At 66.5% G+C, this 16,465-nt stretch carries 16 protein-coding genes; 9 read left to right on the top strand and 7 right to left on the bottom strand.

The genetic code is table 11. The features are described 5' to 3' along the window. Window positions 1-167: 167 nt before the first annotated feature. On the bottom strand, window positions 168-707 hold the full coding sequence (gene thpR, locus ACQR0Z_RS32810; RefSeq protein WP_008964385.1) for an RNA 2',3'-cyclic phosphodiesterase: 540 nt from the start codon (window positions 705-707) through the stop codon (window positions 168-170). A gap of 205 nt (window positions 708-912) precedes the next feature. Further along, entirely contained in the window at window positions 913-1,545 is a 633-nt protein-coding gene (locus ACQR0Z_RS32805; protein ID WP_434921450.1) for an arylesterase, read from the bottom strand. Window positions 1,546-1,600: 55 nt separating this feature from the next. On the opposite strand from ACQR0Z_RS32805, the gene ACQR0Z_RS32800 reads away from it, so the two are divergent. The 4 genes from ACQR0Z_RS32800 to ACQR0Z_RS32785 all read left to right on the top strand — a co-directional run bounded on the left by ACQR0Z_RS32800 (window position 1,601) and on the right by ACQR0Z_RS32785 (window position 6,670). Beyond that, entirely contained in the window at window positions 1,601-2,335 is a 735-nt protein-coding gene (locus ACQR0Z_RS32800) for an ABC transporter ATP-binding protein (protein ID WP_434921390.1), read from the top strand. After that, complete coding sequence (locus ACQR0Z_RS32795) at window positions 2,332-4,902, top strand: ABC transporter permease (protein WP_434921389.1); 2,571 nt, start codon at window positions 2,332-2,334, stop codon at window positions 4,900-4,902. The genes ACQR0Z_RS32800 and ACQR0Z_RS32795 overlap by 4 nt, the downstream gene beginning before the upstream one ends. A 293-nt stretch (window positions 4,903-5,195) precedes the next feature. Next, complete coding sequence (locus ACQR0Z_RS32790; RefSeq protein WP_250172563.1) at window positions 5,196-5,987, top strand: Bax inhibitor-1/YccA family protein; 792 nt, start codon at window positions 5,196-5,198, stop codon at window positions 5,985-5,987. A gap of 155 nt (window positions 5,988-6,142) precedes the next feature. Beyond that, the gene (locus ACQR0Z_RS32785) at window positions 6,143-6,670 is read left to right on the top strand and encodes a GNAT family N-acetyltransferase (protein WP_434860379.1); all 528 of its coding nucleotides are present in this window, start codon (window positions 6,143-6,145) and stop codon (window positions 6,668-6,670) included. A gap of 27 nt (window positions 6,671-6,697) precedes the next feature. On the opposite strand, the gene ACQR0Z_RS32780 is transcribed toward ACQR0Z_RS32785, so the two are convergent. From ACQR0Z_RS32780 to acnA, 3 genes are all read right to left on the bottom strand, one after another. Beyond that, window positions 6,698-7,063: a DUF2794 domain-containing protein gene (locus ACQR0Z_RS32780; RefSeq protein WP_006609304.1), complete on the bottom strand. Its 366-nt coding sequence runs from the start codon at window positions 7,061-7,063 to the stop codon at window positions 6,698-6,700. Between the two features lie 438 nt (window positions 7,064-7,501). Then, complete coding sequence (locus tag ACQR0Z_RS32775; RefSeq protein ID WP_434860421.1) at window positions 7,502-8,287, bottom strand: DUF1223 domain-containing protein; 786 nt, start codon at window positions 8,285-8,287, stop codon at window positions 7,502-7,504. Between the two features lie 189 nt (window positions 8,288-8,476). Continuing rightward, entirely contained in the window at window positions 8,477-11,197 is a 2,721-nt protein-coding gene (gene acnA, locus ACQR0Z_RS32770) for an aconitate hydratase AcnA (protein ID WP_434921388.1), read from the bottom strand. A 223-nt stretch (window positions 11,198-11,420) separates the two neighbouring features. Between acnA and ccmA the strand changes: the two genes are divergently transcribed. The 5 genes from ccmA (at window position 11,421) to ACQR0Z_RS32745 (ending at window position 14,564) form a co-directional block, all read left to right on the top strand. Further along, complete coding sequence (gene ccmA, locus ACQR0Z_RS32765) at window positions 11,421-12,044, top strand: heme ABC exporter ATP-binding protein CcmA (protein ID WP_434921387.1); 624 nt, start codon at window positions 11,421-11,423, stop codon at window positions 12,042-12,044. A gap of 207 nt (window positions 12,045-12,251) precedes the next feature. Then, complete coding sequence (ccmB, locus tag ACQR0Z_RS32760; RefSeq protein WP_434921386.1) at window positions 12,252-12,920, top strand: heme exporter protein CcmB; 669 nt, start codon at window positions 12,252-12,254, stop codon at window positions 12,918-12,920. Window positions 12,921-13,012: 92 nt separating this feature from the next. Continuing rightward, entirely contained in the window at window positions 13,013-13,789 is a 777-nt protein-coding gene (locus ACQR0Z_RS32755) for a heme ABC transporter permease (protein WP_434921385.1), read from the top strand. A 2-nt stretch (window positions 13,790-13,791) separates the two neighbouring features. Continuing rightward, window positions 13,792-13,971 carry a heme exporter protein CcmD gene (gene ccmD, locus ACQR0Z_RS32750; RefSeq protein WP_434921384.1) on the top strand — a complete coding sequence of 60 codons (180 nt, stop codon included), beginning with the start codon at window positions 13,792-13,794 and terminating at the stop codon, window positions 13,969-13,971. Further along, window positions 13,968-14,564: a DsbE family thiol:disulfide interchange protein gene (locus tag ACQR0Z_RS32745; RefSeq protein WP_434921383.1), complete on the top strand. Its 597-nt coding sequence runs from the start codon at window positions 13,968-13,970 to the stop codon at window positions 14,562-14,564. Before ccmD ends, ACQR0Z_RS32745 begins: the two co-directional genes overlap by 4 nt. 240 nt (window positions 14,565-14,804) lie before the next feature. Here the strand turns inward: ACQR0Z_RS32745 and ACQR0Z_RS32740 are convergent, their stop codons facing one another. Together ACQR0Z_RS32740 and ftsY are read right to left on the bottom strand one after the other, a co-directional pair. Continuing rightward, window positions 14,805-15,407 (bottom strand): septation protein A, encoded by a 603-nt coding sequence (locus ACQR0Z_RS32740; protein WP_006611642.1) that lies wholly within the window; start codon window positions 15,405-15,407, stop codon window positions 14,805-14,807. An 81-nt stretch (window positions 15,408-15,488) separates the two neighbouring features. After that, a complete protein-coding gene (gene ftsY, locus ACQR0Z_RS32735; protein ID WP_434921382.1) occupies window positions 15,489-16,436 on the bottom strand; it encodes a signal recognition particle-docking protein FtsY in 948 nt (315 codons plus the stop codon). Between the last annotated feature and the right edge of the window lie 29 nt (window positions 16,437-16,465).

The following is a 16,465-nucleotide window of genomic DNA, read 5'->3' as shown; positions in this document are numbered from 1 at the left end:
CACTCTAGGTCATGAGACTAACGGAAAATGCAATCCGCAAATGGTGGAAGCCGCCATGCAGCCGGGCCGTGGGATCGTGGTATATGGCACGCAAACGCCAGCGCGGGAGTTAGTCCGCGGCTAACGACGTCTGGCTTCCGTCAATCTGGCTCGCGTCAGCCGCAACCTCAGGCGGCGCACAGATCGTAGGCGTCCTCGACGACATAGGGCCCGCCTCCCGTGGAAGCACGGGACGAGAACAGCACGAAACGCTCGGCCATGAACACCCGGCTCGGGAAATAGCCGCGGACCGAGAGATAGTCGGCGACATCCTGGCTGGAGGCATCGTGCAGCCGCGCCAAGGTGACATGGGGCACGAACTTGCGGCCCTCCGGGTCGAGCCCGATCCGCTGCATCATCCGCTCCAGCTCGGCCTGCAGCTCGATCAGCGGCCGGCTTGGCGCGATGTTGGCAACCACGGCGCGCGGCTTGCGGCCGCCGAAACTGGAGAGCCCCTGCACCGTCACCTCGAACGGCTTGCGGTTCACCCGCCACAGCATCGCGGCGATCTCGTTGGCGGAGGCGCCGTCGATGTCGCCGATGAAGCGCAAGGTCACGTGATAATTTTCAGGATCGATCCAGCGGGCGCCGGGAAGGCCACCCCGCAGAGTGGAGAGGGTCTGGCCGACTTCGGCCGGGATCTCCAGTCCAGTAAACAGACGCGGCATCGTTTCAGGACTCCCGATGCTGGAGGCTGATCTCGAAAGGTGACGAGATCATGCCTTGACGAGATGATCGACGACGAATCGCCGATGCAACATTCCTACCGAACTTATATGACTCCGCGACGGAAGCAGCGTTAACGCCGTGAAAACCTGCGGAAAACCCGGTCCTTAAGGTTATCGCAAATGTCCGGCCGGCGGCTTCGTTCCGTCATTGCCCACGAAGCGGACGCAGGAATGCTTCCGCCGTAGGCAGCATCCGGGACACGATGATGTCGACGCCGGCAGCCGTGGGGTGAATGCCGTCCGCCTGGTTGAGCTTGGCGTCGGCGGCGACGCCGTCGAGGAAGAACGGATAGAGCGGGATGCCGAACTCCTTGGCGAGATCGGGATAGATCGCGTTGAATTTCGCAGCGTAGTCGCTGCCGTAATTAGGCGGCGCCAGCATGCCGCACAGCATGACGGCGATGCCGCGCGCCTTCAGCCTGGTGACGATCTCGGTGAGCGCCTTGCGCGTGACGGCAGGATCGATGCCACGCAGCGCGTCGTTGGCGCCGAGCTCGACGATGACGGCCTCCGTGCCGTCGGCCACCGACCAGTCGAGCCGGTCGCGACCGCCCGACGAGGTGTCGCCGGACACTCCGGCATTGGTCAGGTCGATCGCCAGCCCCTTGGCCTGCAACGCCTTTTGCAGCTTGGACGGAAAGGAATCCGACGCCGAGAGGCCGAGCCCGGCGCTCAAGGAGTCACCGAGCACGACGAGCTTGATGGGCTTCCCGGCGTCGGCGCCCGCGAACACCGGTCCGGCTGTCATCAAGGCGAGCATCAACACGAGTATGTGCACGAAGATGCGTCCGCGCCCCTCGACCCGGCTTGCGGAGTTGCCATATGACCGAGCCATGGACAGTCTCATCGAAACCTCGCGTTTGGCCGGCACCGCGCCGGACACCATTACCATCTCGAACGTCAACCTCTCGCTCGGCACCGGCGCGGCGCGGGTTCATATCCTCAAGGACATCAGCCTGCGGGTGGGACAGGGCGAGACGATCGGCCTGATCGGCCCCTCGGGATCGGGGAAGTCCACGCTGCTGATGGTGATGGCGGGGTTGGAACGTCCGGACAGCGGTCAGGTGGTGGTCAACGGCACCGCTTTCAATGCCCTCGACGAGGACGCCCTGGCCCGGTTCCGCGGCCGCCAGGTGGGCATCGTCTTCCAGTCCTTCCATCTGATCCCGACCATGACCGCGCTGGAGAACGTGGCGGTGCCGCTCGAGCTGGCCGGCCATTCCGGCGCCGCCGAGCGCGCCGCCCGCGAGCTGGAGCAGGTCGGGCTCGGCCACCGGCTGCATCACTATCCGACGCAACTGTCAGGCGGCGAGCAGCAGCGCGTGGCGCTGGCCCGCGCGCTTGCGCCAGATCCCGCGATCCTGGTCGCGGACGAGCCGACCGGCAATCTCGACGAGACGACCGGGCGGCAGATCGTCGACCTCCTGTTCACCAAGCATGCCGAGCGCGGCATGACCTTGGTGCTGGTGACCCATGACAGCGGCCTCGCGCACCGCTGCGACCGCGTGGTGCGGCTGCGTTCAGGCCGGATCGAGGCTGACGGCGCGCACGAGCCCGCCGACGCATGAGCACGATGGCTGAGCCGATCCCTGGCCGTCGCATGGCGGCGCTGCCCGTGCGCTACGCCTTGCGGGAACTGCGCGGCGGCTTGCGCGGTTTCTACGTCTTCATCGCCTGCATCGCGCTCGGCGTGCTCGCCATCGCCGGCGTCGGCTCGGTGGCGGCGAGCCTCAACGACGGGCTGGTCCGCGAGGGCCGGACCTTGCTGGGCGGCGACGTCGCCTTCTCGCTGTTTCAGCGCGAGGCCAAGCCGGAGGAGATCGCCTTCCTGCGCCAACGCGGCCAGGTCTCGCTGGCGGCCACGTTGCGCGCGATGGTGCGGGCGGCCGATTCCAAGCTGGCGCTGGTCGAGCTCAAGGCCGTCGACAACGCCTATCCGCTGCTCGGCAAGGCCGAGCTGCAGCCCGATCTGCCGCTCGCCGACATTTTGGCCGAACGGGACGGCATCTTCGGCGCCGCCGCCGATCCGGCGCTCCTGGCGCGGCTCGGCCTCAAGGTCGGCGACATCGTCAACATCGACACGGTCCGCTTCCAGATCCGCAGCGCGCTGCAGGCCGAGCCGGACAAGCTGTCCGGCGGCATCGGCCTCGGGCCGCGCTTCCTCGTCAGCGAAGCCGGCCTGCGTGCCACGCCGCTGCTACAACCAGGCAGCCTGGTGCGCTGGACCTACAGGGTCCGGCTGCCCGACAACGCCACCGACGACCGGGCCGCCGCGTCCTTCATCGCCGACACCCGCCAGACGTTGCCGTCGGCAGGCTGGGAAATCCGCAGCCGCAGCAACGCCTCGCCGCAATTGGAGCGGACGATCGGCCGCTTCACGCAGTTCCTGACCCTGGTCGGCCTCGCCGCGCTCTTGGTCGGCGGCGTCGGCGTCGCCAACGCCGTGAAGAGCCATGTCGACCGCCGCACCGAGGTGATCGCGGCATTCAAGGCGCTCGGCGCCACCAGCCGTGACGTGTTCGGGATCTATCTCGTGCAGGTGATGGTGCTGGCGACGATCGGTTCGATCATCGGACTCTGCGCCGGCGCCGCCTTGCCCTTCGCCATCGTCGGCCTGTTCGGCAAGATCCTGCCGCTGCCGGTGATCCCGGCTGTCCATCCGGACGAGCTGGCGCTGTCGTTCCTCTACGGCCTGCTGACCGCACTGGCATTCGCTCTGTGGCCGCTCGGGCGCGTCCGCGACGTGCCGGTGGCGGCGCTGTTCCGCGAGGCGGTCATCGCCGAATGGCACCGGCCGCGCTGGAGCTATCTGGCCCTGATCGCCGGCACGGTCGCGCTGCTGATCGCGGTCGTCGTCGGCCTGTCCTACGACAAGAAGATCGCCGCGGTGTTCGTGCTCGCCGCCGCTTTGGTGTTCGTGCTGTTGCGCGGGATCGCGGCTGTCGTGATGGCAATCGCGCGGGCCGTGCCGCGCAGCCGCTTTCCGATGCTGCGGCTTGCGGTCAGCAACATCTACCGCCCCGGCGCGCTGACACCGTCGGTGGTGCTGTCGCTCGGACTGGGGCTCGCGGTGCTGGTCACCATCACCCAGATCGACGGCAATCTCAGGCGGCAATTTTTGGCGCAGCTGCCGGAGCAGGCGCCGTCGTTCTTCTTCATCGACGTGCCCTCCGGCGACGCTGACCGCTTCCGGGACTTCCTCAAGGGTCTCGCGCCGCAATCCACCGTCGACAACGTGCCGATGCTGCGCGGCCGGATCGTCTCCGCGCGCGGCGTGCGCGCCGAGGATCTCAAGGCGACCGCCGACACCGAATGGGTGCTGCAGAGCGACCGCGGCCTGACCTATACCGGCGAGATCCCGAAGGGCTCGAAGGTCGTCGAAGGCGAATGGTGGGGCGACAATTACAGCGGCCCGCCGCTGGTCTCGATCGAAAAGCGGATCGCCGATGGACTCGGCCTCAAGCTCGGTGACGACATCGTCGTCAACGTGCTCGGGCGCGACATCACGGCGAAGATCGGCAACATGCGGACGATCGACTGGCAGGGCATGGGCATCAATTTCGTGCTGGTGTTCTCGCCGAATGCGTTCAAGGGCGCGCCCCACACGCACGTCGCCACATTGACCGAGGCCAGCTCCGATGCCGCCGAGGACGCTCGCGTCATCCGCAAGGTAGCCGACGCCTTCCCGATGGTGACCAGCGTGCGGGTCCGCGAGGTGATGGAGACGGTGGGATCAGTCGTTTCCAACCTCGCGCTCGCGATCCGCGGCGCCAGCGCGGTGACGCTGATCTCGGCCATCCTCGTGCTGGGCGGTGCGCTCGCCGCCGGACATCGCCATCGCGTCTACGACGCCGTCATCCTGAAGACGCTGGGCGCCACGCGGCTGCGCCTGCTCGGCGCCTACGCGCTCGAATATCTGATGATCGGATTTGCCACCGCGGCGTTCGGCGTGATCGCAGGCTCCGTCTCCGCCTGGCTGATCGTGACGCGGCTGATGACGTTGAGCTTCGCCTGGCAGGCCGGCAGCGCCGCGCTGGTCGTGCTCGCCGCGCTGGTGGTGACTGTGGGTCTCGGCCTCGCCGGCACGCTGCTGGCGCTCAACCAGAAGCCGGCAACGGTTCTGAGGAACCTTTAGGCCCCGGACGTTCGTGCTATTGTGCGTTCATGCCGCACGGTTAACGGGATTTTCACGGCGCAAACGCGCGCGGAGCGACATTCAGCCGCGCGTGGAAGCTTGCAGCAAATATGCTAGTTTCCCATTTAGGGAATGGGCTCAGAAGGCTGCCAAAGAGATCTGCCAAAAGATGGCGAATTTGCCGATGACGCAAATTTAATATCGATGGCAGCTTTGATGAGATAGGGTTTTTCGAGAACCGGCTGAAGGTCCTGCCAGGACCGGAGCGCCGGGCAACCAACGGGAATTCGACCATGTCGGACCTAGACCGCAACTATGCTTCACCCTTTGGCCGGGTGGCCGGGCGCGCCGATGCCGCGACCGTCGACGCCGGTCTGCGCGCCTACATGCTGCGCATCTACAATTACATGAGCATCGGCCTGGCCATCACCGGCCTCGCGGCGCTCGGCGTCTATATGGCGTCGGTGACCGGCGATCCGGCGGCCGGCGTGTTCAAGTTCGGCAACGCCTATCTGACGCAGTTCGGCTACGCGATGTTCGTGAGCCCGCTGAAATGGCTGTTCATCCTGGCCCCCCTGGTCATGGTGTTCGCGATCTCGGCCGGCATCAACCGCCTCGCGCCGTCGACCGCGCAGATCCTGTTCTGGGTGTTCTCGGCCTTGATGGGCATCTCGCTGTCGTCGATCTTCCTGGTGTACACCCACACCTCGATCGTGCGGGTGTTCTTCATCACCGCGGCGACGTTCGGCGCGCTCAGCCTGTACGGCTACACGACCAAGCGTGACATGACGGGCATGGGCTCGTTCCTGTTCATGGGCCTGATCGGCATCGTGCTGGCGAGCCTCGTGAACCTGTTCCTGGCGAGCTCGATGCTGCAGTTCATCGTGTCGGTGATCGGCGTGTTCGTGTTCGCCGGCCTGACCGCCTGGGACACGCAGCGCCTGAAGAACGAGTACATCTACGGCTACGCCTCCGCGGGCGGCGACATCGCCGAGCGCGCAGCGATCACCGGCGCCCTGTCGCTGTACTTGAACTTCATCAACCTGTTCACGCTGCTGCTGCAGCTCCTCGGACAGCGCGACTGATCCATCGGCTCGCAACACGAGCGACCTTCGAAGCCCCGGCCTCAGCGCCGGGGCTTTTCGTTTGTCCAGACGACTGAGAGCATGGCTCGCGCCGGGAGCGGCAGCCATGCTGCGACGATGTTGATCGGCTGCTTCGCCCTGGTATTGTTCCACCCATGTCCGACATCGAGATCCGGCCCACCCAGGAGGCCGACCTTCCCGCCATCACCGCCATTTACGGCCAGGCCGTCCGCGAGGGCACAGCCACCTTCGAGCTCGACCCGCCGGATCTGGCGGAGATGACCCGGCGCTTCCGGGCGCTGAGCGACAGCGGCTTCCCCTATTTCGCCGCCCTTCTGGACGGCGACGTGGTGGGCTATGCCTATGCCGGACCTTACCGTCCGCGCCCCGCCTATCGCTTCACGGTCGAGAACTCGGTCTATCTCGCGCCGGCCAGCCAGCGCCGCGGGATCGGGATGCGGTTGATGCGGGCCTTGATCGAGGCGTGCGAGGAGCGCGGCTTCCGCCAGATGATCGCCGTCATCGGCGACTCCGCCAATGCCGGCTCGGTCGGGCTGCACACCGCCTGCGGTTTCGAGATGATCGGCACCCATCCGAGTGTCGGCCTGAAATTCGGCCGCTGGCTCGATACGGTCATGATGCAGCGGCCGCTTGGCACCGGCAGCAGCGACGTCCCGGCCTAGGTAACCTCGATCGGCGGGAGAGGCGGCTCAGACCAGCGCCGGCTTCGGCGCGATCGCCAGCAGCACCCGCTCCAGCTCGTGGCCGCGGCGCAGGATCAGGCCGGTCGCCGAAATCACGCTGTACATGCCCTGCTTGCGGGCCAGCCGCGGGTCTTTCTCGATACGGTAGAGAGGCACCTCGGACGCCCGGCGGAAGACCGAGAACACGGCCCGGTCGCGCAGGAAGTCGATCGAGTAGTCGCGCCATTCGCCATCGGCGACCATACGACCATAGAGATTGAGGATGCGGTTCAGCTCGAGGCGGTCGAACGTCACCCGGGTCGGCGCTGCGGCCGCGTTGCGCGCCGCCGCGCGATTCTCGCTGGGGTCGGCATCCTCCGGGGTGAGGTTCATGAGCGTCCTCCTGTCATCCGTGTGACATGATCGCGCCAACCGGCGGAAGCCGCAAGGGGCCGTTTTCATTATCGAACTTCGCGGCGTCTGCGTCGAACGCGAGTTCCACGAACACGCAGGCGTCACGGGATCGTTAGCGGAATCATAATCGCGCCGCGTTTCCGCCTACGGACCGCCCCCGATCCTGGGCATAAGATTCGTGTGCGTTGGCCCGGTCCTTTCGGTTCCGGATTCCTCAGCCCCCAGCCCCCCGGGGTCGTCAGGATCGGGTCTATTCACAAGTAAGGCAAAGGGCCAACGCAAGTTGGTCCTTTTGCTTTTTGGCGCGAGCCCATGGATCGAGCCCAAGGCTTCATGCTGCGATGCGGACCGGCCGCCGCGGATGGACCGGAACCTTCCGCAGGCAGATGCGCCGCAAAGATGGATCGGGGAGAGGTCTCAGCGCTCGGGAGCGCGCGCCGTCGCCGACGCCCGGCTCACCAGCGGCGGCAGATCGGAAAGGGCAGCGCCGAGCATCAGACCCGGCCGGTCGCGGCTGCCATCCTGCAGATAGACCACGGCGCCATCGACGCCCTCACGGGCGATCTTGTCAAGCGGAACGCTCCAGTTCATCGGCGACCCATTCCAGTCGCCCAGCTTCATCAAGCCACGGACCACGTTGTAATAGGTGAGCTCCCGGCCGCCATTCTCGCCGCGCGCGACCTGGATCGGGACGACGCGGGCAATCGAGCCGACCCAGACCTCACCATGCTTGCGCGGCGCGTGTTCGCCGGCAGCGGCCACCGCCACGGTGAGCTCCTGGCCCTCGATCGACAGGCTGACCGGGACCGACATCACCGCACCACCTCGGGCCGTTTCCTCGATCGCCCCTTCGATCGCGTCGCGATCGCTGCCGATCACATGCACGGAGCCGTTGACCACCGCCTGCGGGGTGTAGACCTCACGGTCGCCGCGCGCCCGCGAATAGGCGCGCTGCCGCGCCGTGAAGCGGGAATCGGCCAGCGTGTCCTTCCAGCCGAGATAGTCCCAGTAATCGATCGGCAGAGACAGCGCGATGATGGTGGGATCGCGCGCGAGGTCGCCGAGCACCTTGTCGGCCGGCGGACAGGACGAGCAGCCCTGCGACGTGAAGAGTTCGATCACCGCACGCGGGTCGGCGGCCGCCGGCCGGACGAAGGCAATGACCGCACAGACACCCAGCGCCGCGCGCGACCACCACGACATCTGTCCACTCATCGCCACTGTCCCGTCTGGACCACCGTCCGCTGCGCCCTAGCGCATCACCCTATCCGCGATGCCGTCCTCGTAGTTAACAAACCGAAAATGCAAAGGAGGCGGCCCTTGTCATAGGCCGCCTCCTTCATCACCCGCTACTCACTTCAGAGTGAGCCAAACTGTCGCATCGCGCTGTGGTTAAGCGGCGAGCTTGCGCAGCACGTAGTGCAGGATGCCGCCGTTCCGGTAGTAGTCCAGCTCGTCCAGCGTATCGATCCGGCAGAGCAGCGGCACCTGCTGCGCCGCACCGTTGGCCGAGATGATCTCGGCGGTCAGGGTCTGGCGCGGCTTCAAGTCGCCCTGGAGGCCCTTGATGGTGACCTTCTCGTCGCCCTTCAGGCCCAGCGACGACCACGACGTGCCTTCCTGGAAGGTGAGCGGCAGCACGCCCATGCCGACCAGGTTCGAGCGGTGGATGCGCTCGAAGCTCTGGCAGATCACGGCGCGGACGCCGAGCAGGCGGGTGCCCTTGGCGGCCCAGTCACGCGACGAACCGTTGCCGTATTCGGCGCCGGCGAACACCACCAGCGGCACGCCCTCTTCCTGGTACTTCATGGCGGCGTCGTAGATCGACATCTGCTCGCCGTCGGGCCAGTGCTTGGTCAGGCCGCCCTCGGGGATGTTGCCGTCGGAGCCCTTGAGCATGAAGTTCTTGATGCGGATGTTGGCGAAGGTGCCGCGCATCATGATCTCGTGATTGCCGCGGCGGGTGCCGTACTGGTTGAAGTCGGCCGGGCGGACCTGGTGCTCGCTGAGGAACTTGCCGGCGGGCGAGGTCAGCTTGATCGAACCGGCCGGCGAGATGTGGTCGGTGGTGATCTTGTCGCCGAACAGCGCCAGCACGCGGGCCTCGACGATGTCCTTGATCGGCTCCGGCTCCTTCTTCATGCCCTCGAAATACGGCGGGTTCTGCACGTAGGTCGACGACATGTTCCAGCGATAGGTCTCGCTCTCCACGGTCTTGATCTTGCGCCAGTTGGTGTCGCCCTTGAACACGTCGGCATAGCGCTTCTTGAAGATCGAGGCCTTGACGAACTTCTTGACGAAGTCATTGACCTCCTTCGTCGTCGGCCAGATATCCTTCAGGTAGACCGGCTTCTTGTCCTTGCCGATGCCGATCGGCTCGACGGCGAGGTCCTTGGTCACGGTGCCGGCGAGCGCGTAGGCGACGACCAGCGGCGGCGAGGCCAGGTAGTTCGCCTGCACGTCCGGCGAGACGCGGCCTTCGAAGTTGCGGTTGCCCGACAGCACCGCCGCCGCGACGACGCCATTGTCGTTGATCGACTTCGAGATCTCCTCCGGCAGCGGACCCGAATTGCCGATGCAGGTGGTGCAGCCGAAGCCGACCAGGTTGAAGCCGACCTTGTCGAGGTCCTTCTGCAGGCCGGAGTTCGCGAGGTACTCGGCAACCACCTGGCTGCCCGGGGCGAGCGAGGTCTTCACCCACGGCTTGGCTTTGAGGCCCTTGGCGGCGGCGTTGCGGGCCAACAGGCCGGCGCCGATCAGCACGCTCGGGTTCGAGGTGTTGGTGCAGGAGGTGATGGCGGCGATGACGACGTCGCCATGACCGATGTCGAAGTCCTTGCCCTCGACCGGGAAGCGCTGCTCGGCGGCATCCGGCTTCTTGTACTCGCCGGCCAGAGCCGTGGCGAAGCCTTCGGCCACGGCGGGGAGCGCGATGCGGCCTTCGGGACGCTTCGGACCGGCCATCGACGGCACGACGTCGCCGAGATCGAGATTCAGCGTCTCGGTGAACACCGGGTCCGGCGACTTGGCGGTACGGAAGAGGCCCTGCGCCTTGGCATAGGCTTCGACCAGCGCGACGCGCGGTCCCTTGCGGCCCGACGTCTTGAGATAGTCGATGGTCGCAGTGTCGACCGGGAAGAAGCCGCAGGTCGCGCCGTATTCGGGCGCCATGTTGGCGATGGTCGACTTGTCGGCGACCGACAGATGGTCGAGGCCGGGGCCGAAGAATTCGACGAACTTGCCGACCACGCCGAGCTTGCGCAGCATCTGGGTCACGGTCAGCACGAGGTCGGTGGCGGTGACGCCTTCCTTCAGCGCGCCGGTCAGCTTGAAGCCGACGACGTCAGGCAGCAGCATCGACAGCGGCTGGCCGAGCATGCAGGCCTCGGCCTCGATGCCGCCGACGCCCCAGCCGAGCACGGCGAGACCGTTGACCATGGTGGTGTGCGAATCAGTGCCGACCAGCGAGTCCGGATAGGCGACCTCGAAGGTGCCCTTGGTGCGGCCGACCGTCATCTTCTCCTTCTTGGTCCAGACCGTCTGCGCCAGATATTCGAGGTTGACCTGGTGGCAGATGCCGGTGCCCGGGGGCACGACGGAGAAGTTCGAGAACGCCTTCTGGCCCCACTTCAGGAATTCGTAGCGCTCCTGGTTCTGCTTGTACTCCTCGGCGACGTTCTTGCCGAACGCCTTGTTGTCACCGAAGTAGTTCACGATCACCGAGTGGTCGATGACGAGGTCGACCGGGACCAGCGGGTTGATCTTCTCGGCGTCGCCGCCGAGCGCCTGCATCGCGTTGCGCATCGCGGCCAGATCGACGACCGCCGGGACGCCGGTGAAATCCTGCATCAGCACGCGGGCCGGGCGGAAGGCGATCTCGTGCTCCAGCGACTTCTTGCGCAGCCACTTCGAGACCGCGACGATGTCGTCCTTGGTGACGGTGCGGCCGTCCTCGTTACGCAAGAGGTTCTCGAGCAGCACCTTCATCGAGTACGGCAGCTTCGAGATGTCCTTGAGACCGTTCTTCTCGGCTGTGGGCAAGCTGTAATAGATGTAGCTCTTCGTTCCGACCTTGAGGGTCTTGCGACACTTGAAGCTGTCGAGCGAGGTCATGCGTGGGAATCCCAATTGATCTGTATACCCTGAGGGGGTATTTTCGAACCGTCAGCGCGAGGCGCCGGATGGCTTGCAGCGGGCGATTGTGTGCTGCATCAAGGTCGGGCTTATAGAAGCTTTCTAACTGCGTCGCTACAGAGACAATCAAGTCCTGGCGTGGCATCACCCACAAATTCTCGCACGCTAGCCATCAATTTCGTAAGGGCTGTCACGACGCGCCATGCAGCAGTCTCCACCACCGTCTCCGAGGCTGTTCGGACACGACGTCAGATGCGTGCGCGGCGGCCGCGAGGTGTTCTCAAGCCTTGCCTTCGAGGCGCGCTCGGGCGAGGCGCTCGCCGTGACCGGGCACAATGGCGCGGGCAAGACCTCGCTGCTGCGGCTGATCGCGGGCCTCCTGCTGCCGGCCGGCGGCACCATCGCCATCGAGGGCGGCGAGGGTGAGCTGACGGTGCCCGAGCAGGCGCATTATCTCGGCCACCGCGACGCGCTGAAGCCGGCGCTCAGTGTGCGCGAGAACCTGACGTTCTGGGCCGACTTCCTCGGCGGCGGAATGACGCGGCCAATTCCGGATTGCCTGGCCGCCGTCGGCATCGCCCACGCGATCGATCTTCCGGCGGGCTATCTCTCCGCCGGCCAGCGCCGCCGCCTGTCCCTGGCCCGCCTGCTGGCGGTGCCCCGCCTGCTCTGGCTGCTCGACGAGCCGACCGCGGCACTCGACGTTGCCGGCCAGGCGATGTTCGCCGGCCTGATGCGCGAGCATCTCGCCGGGGGCGGACTGATCGTCGCAGCCACGCATGGCCCGCTGGGCATCGACACGCGAGAGCTGCGGATTGGAAATTGAGCTGATGTTTATGGGACAGGCAACTCTTCGCCACGGCGCCGCTGCGCTCCCCTCCCCCTTGCGGGGAGGGGTTGGGGGTGGGGGCCCACACGGGCAGTCTTTGCTGGGACCCCCACCCCCGACCCCTCCCCGCAAGGGGGAGGGGAGCGCAGCGAGCTCGGAGCCGCAGCGTCGGTCCCAAGCATTTCTCGTCAAGGCCCGTCCCGCATGACCGCCCTCGGTGCCCTCATCCGCCGCGACATCCGGATCGCGCTGCGCATCGGCGGCGGTGCGCTGATCGGCGTGCTGTTCTTCCTCACCGTGGTCGTGCTGATGCCGTTCGCCGTCGGCCCCGACCTCGCCCTGCTTACCCGCCTCGGCCCGGCCATTCTCTGGCTCGGCGCCCTGCTCGCCAGCCTGCTGACGCTCGACCGGCTGTTCACCGCCGATCACGAGGACGGCTCGCTCGACCTGATCATCATGAGTCGGACACCGCTGGAGCTCGCCTGCGCCGCGAAGGCGCTGGCGCATTGGCTCGCCGCCGGGCTGCCGCTGGTGATCGCGACCCCCGTGCTCGGCCTGCTGCTCAATCTCGACGCCACGGCGACCGGCGCCGTCGCCCTGACCCTGCTCGCCGGCACGCCGGCGCTGACCTTCATCGGCATGATCGGCGCGGCCCTTGCGGTGACGATGTCGCGCGGCGGGTTGCTGCTGGCCGTTTTGGTCCTGCCGCTGTCCATTCCGGTCCTGATCTTCGGCGTCGCGGCCTCGCAGGCCGCCATCACAGGCCCGCTGCCGTTCGGGGCGCCGTTCTCGATCCTGTGCGCGCTATCGCTGGTCAGCTTCGTGATCGGCCCGTTCGCGGCTGCAATCAGCCTGCGCAACGGCCTGGACTAACGGAACACCGGCGGGGTTTGACCATGATCAACTCTTGCCGAGCTATGCCGTGCTGATGGACTGCAAACGCTTCCGCCTTTAACAAGGTTTTCATGTCGCTGATCGACCTCGCCAATCCGACCAGGTTCCTTGCGCTCGCCGCGCGCCTCTTGCCGTGGCTGGCGCTGGTCACCGTCGTGCTGCTGGGCGCCGGACTGTACCTGTCGGCGCTGGCGCCGGACGACTACCAGCAGGGCGCGACAGTCAAGATCATGTTCATCCACGTGCCCAATGCGTGGCTGTCGATGTTCGTCTGGGGCGTCATGAGCATCGCCTCGCTCGGCACCCTGGTGTGGCGGCATCCACTTGCCGACGTCGCCGCCAAGGCGGCCGCGCCGATCGGCGCCAGCTTCACCTTCCTCGCCCTGCTCACCGGCTCGCTGTGGGGCCGGCCGATGTGGGGCACCTATTGGGAATGGGACGCCCGGCTGACCTCGGTGCTGATCCTGTTCCTGATGTATCTCGGCCTGATGGCGCTGTGGCGCTCGGTGGAGGATCCCACCCGCGCCGCCCGCGCCGCCGCCGTGCTGACCTTGGTGGGCGCCATCAACCTGCCGATCATCAAGTTCTCGGTCGACTGGTGGAACACCTTGCACCAGCCGGCCTCGGTGATGCGGATGGGCGGCCCGGCGCTCGACAAGTCGTTCCTGATCCCGCTGCTGGTGATGGCGATCGGCTTCTCGTTCCTGTTCGTGACGCTGCATGTCGCGGCGATGCGCAACGAGATCCTGCGCCGGCGCGTGCGCAGCCTGCAGATGATGCAGGCGCGCGCGTATCAAGGCAGTGCGCCGTCCGGCGGCGCGACCAGCCAGGCCGTGGGAGCCGCCTAAAGATGGACCTCGGCCCCTACACCTCCTTCATCGCCACCTCCTATCTCGCCGCAGCGCTGGTCGTCGTGCTGCTGATCGCCTGGATCGCGATCGACTACCGCACCCAGAAGGCGCGACTGCGCGCGCTCGAGGAGAGCGGCATCAGCCGCCGCTCCGGCCGCGCCGCCACGGACATGCCATGACCGATCAGACCGCCCCCGAGGCCGCGCCGCGCCGGCGCTCGCTGTTGATGCTGTTGCCGCTCGTGGTGTTTCTCGGGCTGGCGGCGCTGTTCTGGTTCCGGCTCGGCAATGGCGATCCGTCGCGGATTCCCTCCGCGCTGATCGGCCGTCCGGCGCCGGCAACGCCGCTGCCGCCACTGCCGGAGCTCGCCAAGGACGGCACTGCCGTGCCTGGACTCGACCCGGCCGTGCTGAAGGGCAAGGTCAGCATCGTCAACGTCTGGGCGTCGTGGTGCGTGCCATGCCACGACGAGGCGCCGCTGCTGGTCGATCTCGGCCGCGACAAGCGCTTCCAGATCATCGGCATCAACTACAAGGACGCCGCCGACAACGCCCGCCGCTTCCTCGGCCGCTACGGCAACCCGTATGACGTCGTCGGCGTCGACGGCAACGGCCGCGCCGGAATCGAGTGGGGCGTATACGGCGTGCCCGAGACCTTCGTGGTGGGACGCGAGGGCACCATCGTCTACAAGCTGGTGGGGCCGATCACGGCGCAGAACATCGATGCGGTGCTGAAGCCGGAGATCGAGAAGGCGCTGAAGGCGGGGGGTTAGTCGGCCCACGGTGCAAGCGATGCTGCGATGACGGCGGACTCCGAATCGAAATGTCGGCCCCGCTCTCTCCTCCCGTCATTCCGGGGCGGCGCGAAGCGACGAGCCCGGAATCCATAACCACGAGCGGTTATGTGGTGAAGACCAGCGCCACGACCATCTCGCGTCACATGCGATTTCGTGGCTATGGATTCCGGGCTCGCGCCGCTACGCGGCGCGCCCCGGAATGACGGCGCCGAGAGACTACCCCTTGCTCACATCACCTTCAGCCGCATCGCTGGCGGCCAGCGAGGCCGGGTCCTGGTGGTAGCGCTTGATCAGCGGCATCTGGGCAATCGCAAAGATCATGGTCAGCGGCAGCACGCCGAAGGCCTTGAAGCCGACCCAGAAATCCGTGCTCTGCGTGCGCCAGACGATCTCGTTCAGCACCGCCATCGCGGCGAAGAACAGCGCCCAGCGGAAGGTGAGGATGCGCCAGCCCGCGGGCGTCAGATTGAACACCTGATCGAACATGATCGCGATGAAGGAACGATTGAACAGCAGCCCGCCGCCCAGCACGGCCGCGAACAGGCCGTAGATGATGGTCGGCTTGACCTTGATGAAGGTCTCGTCGTGCAGCACCAGCGTCAGCGTGCCGAACACGATCACGACGACCGCGGTGACCAGCGCCATCAGCGGAATGTGCCGCGTCACGACGTAGGAGGCGATCAGCGCCGCGATGATCGCGACCATGAAGGCGCCGGTCGCGGCGAACAGATTGAACTTGGCGTTGACGAAGAAGAAGACGATCAGCGGACCGAGTTCGGTGGCCAGCTTGAACAGCGGATGCGGCTGGGTCTTGTCCATTCCATGTCCTGTTGGCTGTCGTCAGCGGCGACGCAGCTGATCTCGTCGTCTTCGATACCACCGCGCCGGAGCACGGCGGCGTCAATCCTCGATGCCGGCGATCGCCCGGGCAAAATCCTTGGCGGCGAACGGCTGCAGATCCTCGACGCCTTCGCCGACGCCGATGAAGTGCACGGGCAGCTTGAACTTCTCCGACAGCGCCACCAGGATGCCGCCGCGCGCCGTGCCGTCGAGCTTGGTCATCACCAGGCCCGTGACGCCAGCCGTACGATGGAACGCCTCGACCTGCGACAGCGCATTTTGTCCCACGGTGGCATCGAGCACGAGCAGCACCGCATGCGGGGCCGAGGCGTCGACCTTGCGAATGACACGCACCACCTTCTCGAGCTCGTTCATCAGCTCGGCCTTGTTCTGCAGCCGGCCGGCGGTGTCGATCAGCAGGATGTCGCGGCCCTGCTCCTTCGCGGCGGTGATGGCGGTGAAGGCGAGGCTCGCGGAATCCGAGCCTTGCGCCCCGGCGATGACCGGCGCCTTGGTGCGCTCGCCCCAGACCTTGAGCTGCTCGATCGCGGCGGCGCGAAAGGTGTCGCCCGCGGCCAGCATCACCTGCCTGCCTTCGGAGGCGAATTTCTGCGCGAGCTTGCCGATGGTCGTGGTCTTGCCGGAGCCGTTGACGCCGACGACGAGAATGACGAACGGCTTGTGTCCGGCCTCGACGATCAGCGGCTTCGCCACCGGCGACAGCACCTTCTCGACCTCGGCCGCGACCACGGTCTTGACCTCGTCGGCGCTGATCGCCTTGTCGTAGCGGCCGGCGCCGACGGCCTCGGCGATCCGCGCCGCTACGCTGGTGCCGAGATCGGCGCGCAGCAGTACGTCCTCGATGTCGTCGAGCATCGCACGGTCGAGCTTGCGCTTGGTGACGAGATCGGCCACGGCGGTGCCGAGCGCGCCGGAGGTGCGCTTCAGGCCGTCCGACAGCCGCCGCCACCACGACCGCTTGGGTGTTTCGGAGGTGGTATCGTTCATGGCGTGGTGTTAGCCCTTTCCTCCCGCAA

It is taken from the genome of Bradyrhizobium sp. HKCCYLS3077 (assembly GCF_051167555.1).
Lineage (GTDB): Bacteria > Pseudomonadota > Alphaproteobacteria > Rhizobiales > Xanthobacteraceae > Bradyrhizobium.
Note: the sequence above shows the minus strand (reverse complement) of the source record. Positions and strands in the feature narration are given on the sequence as shown.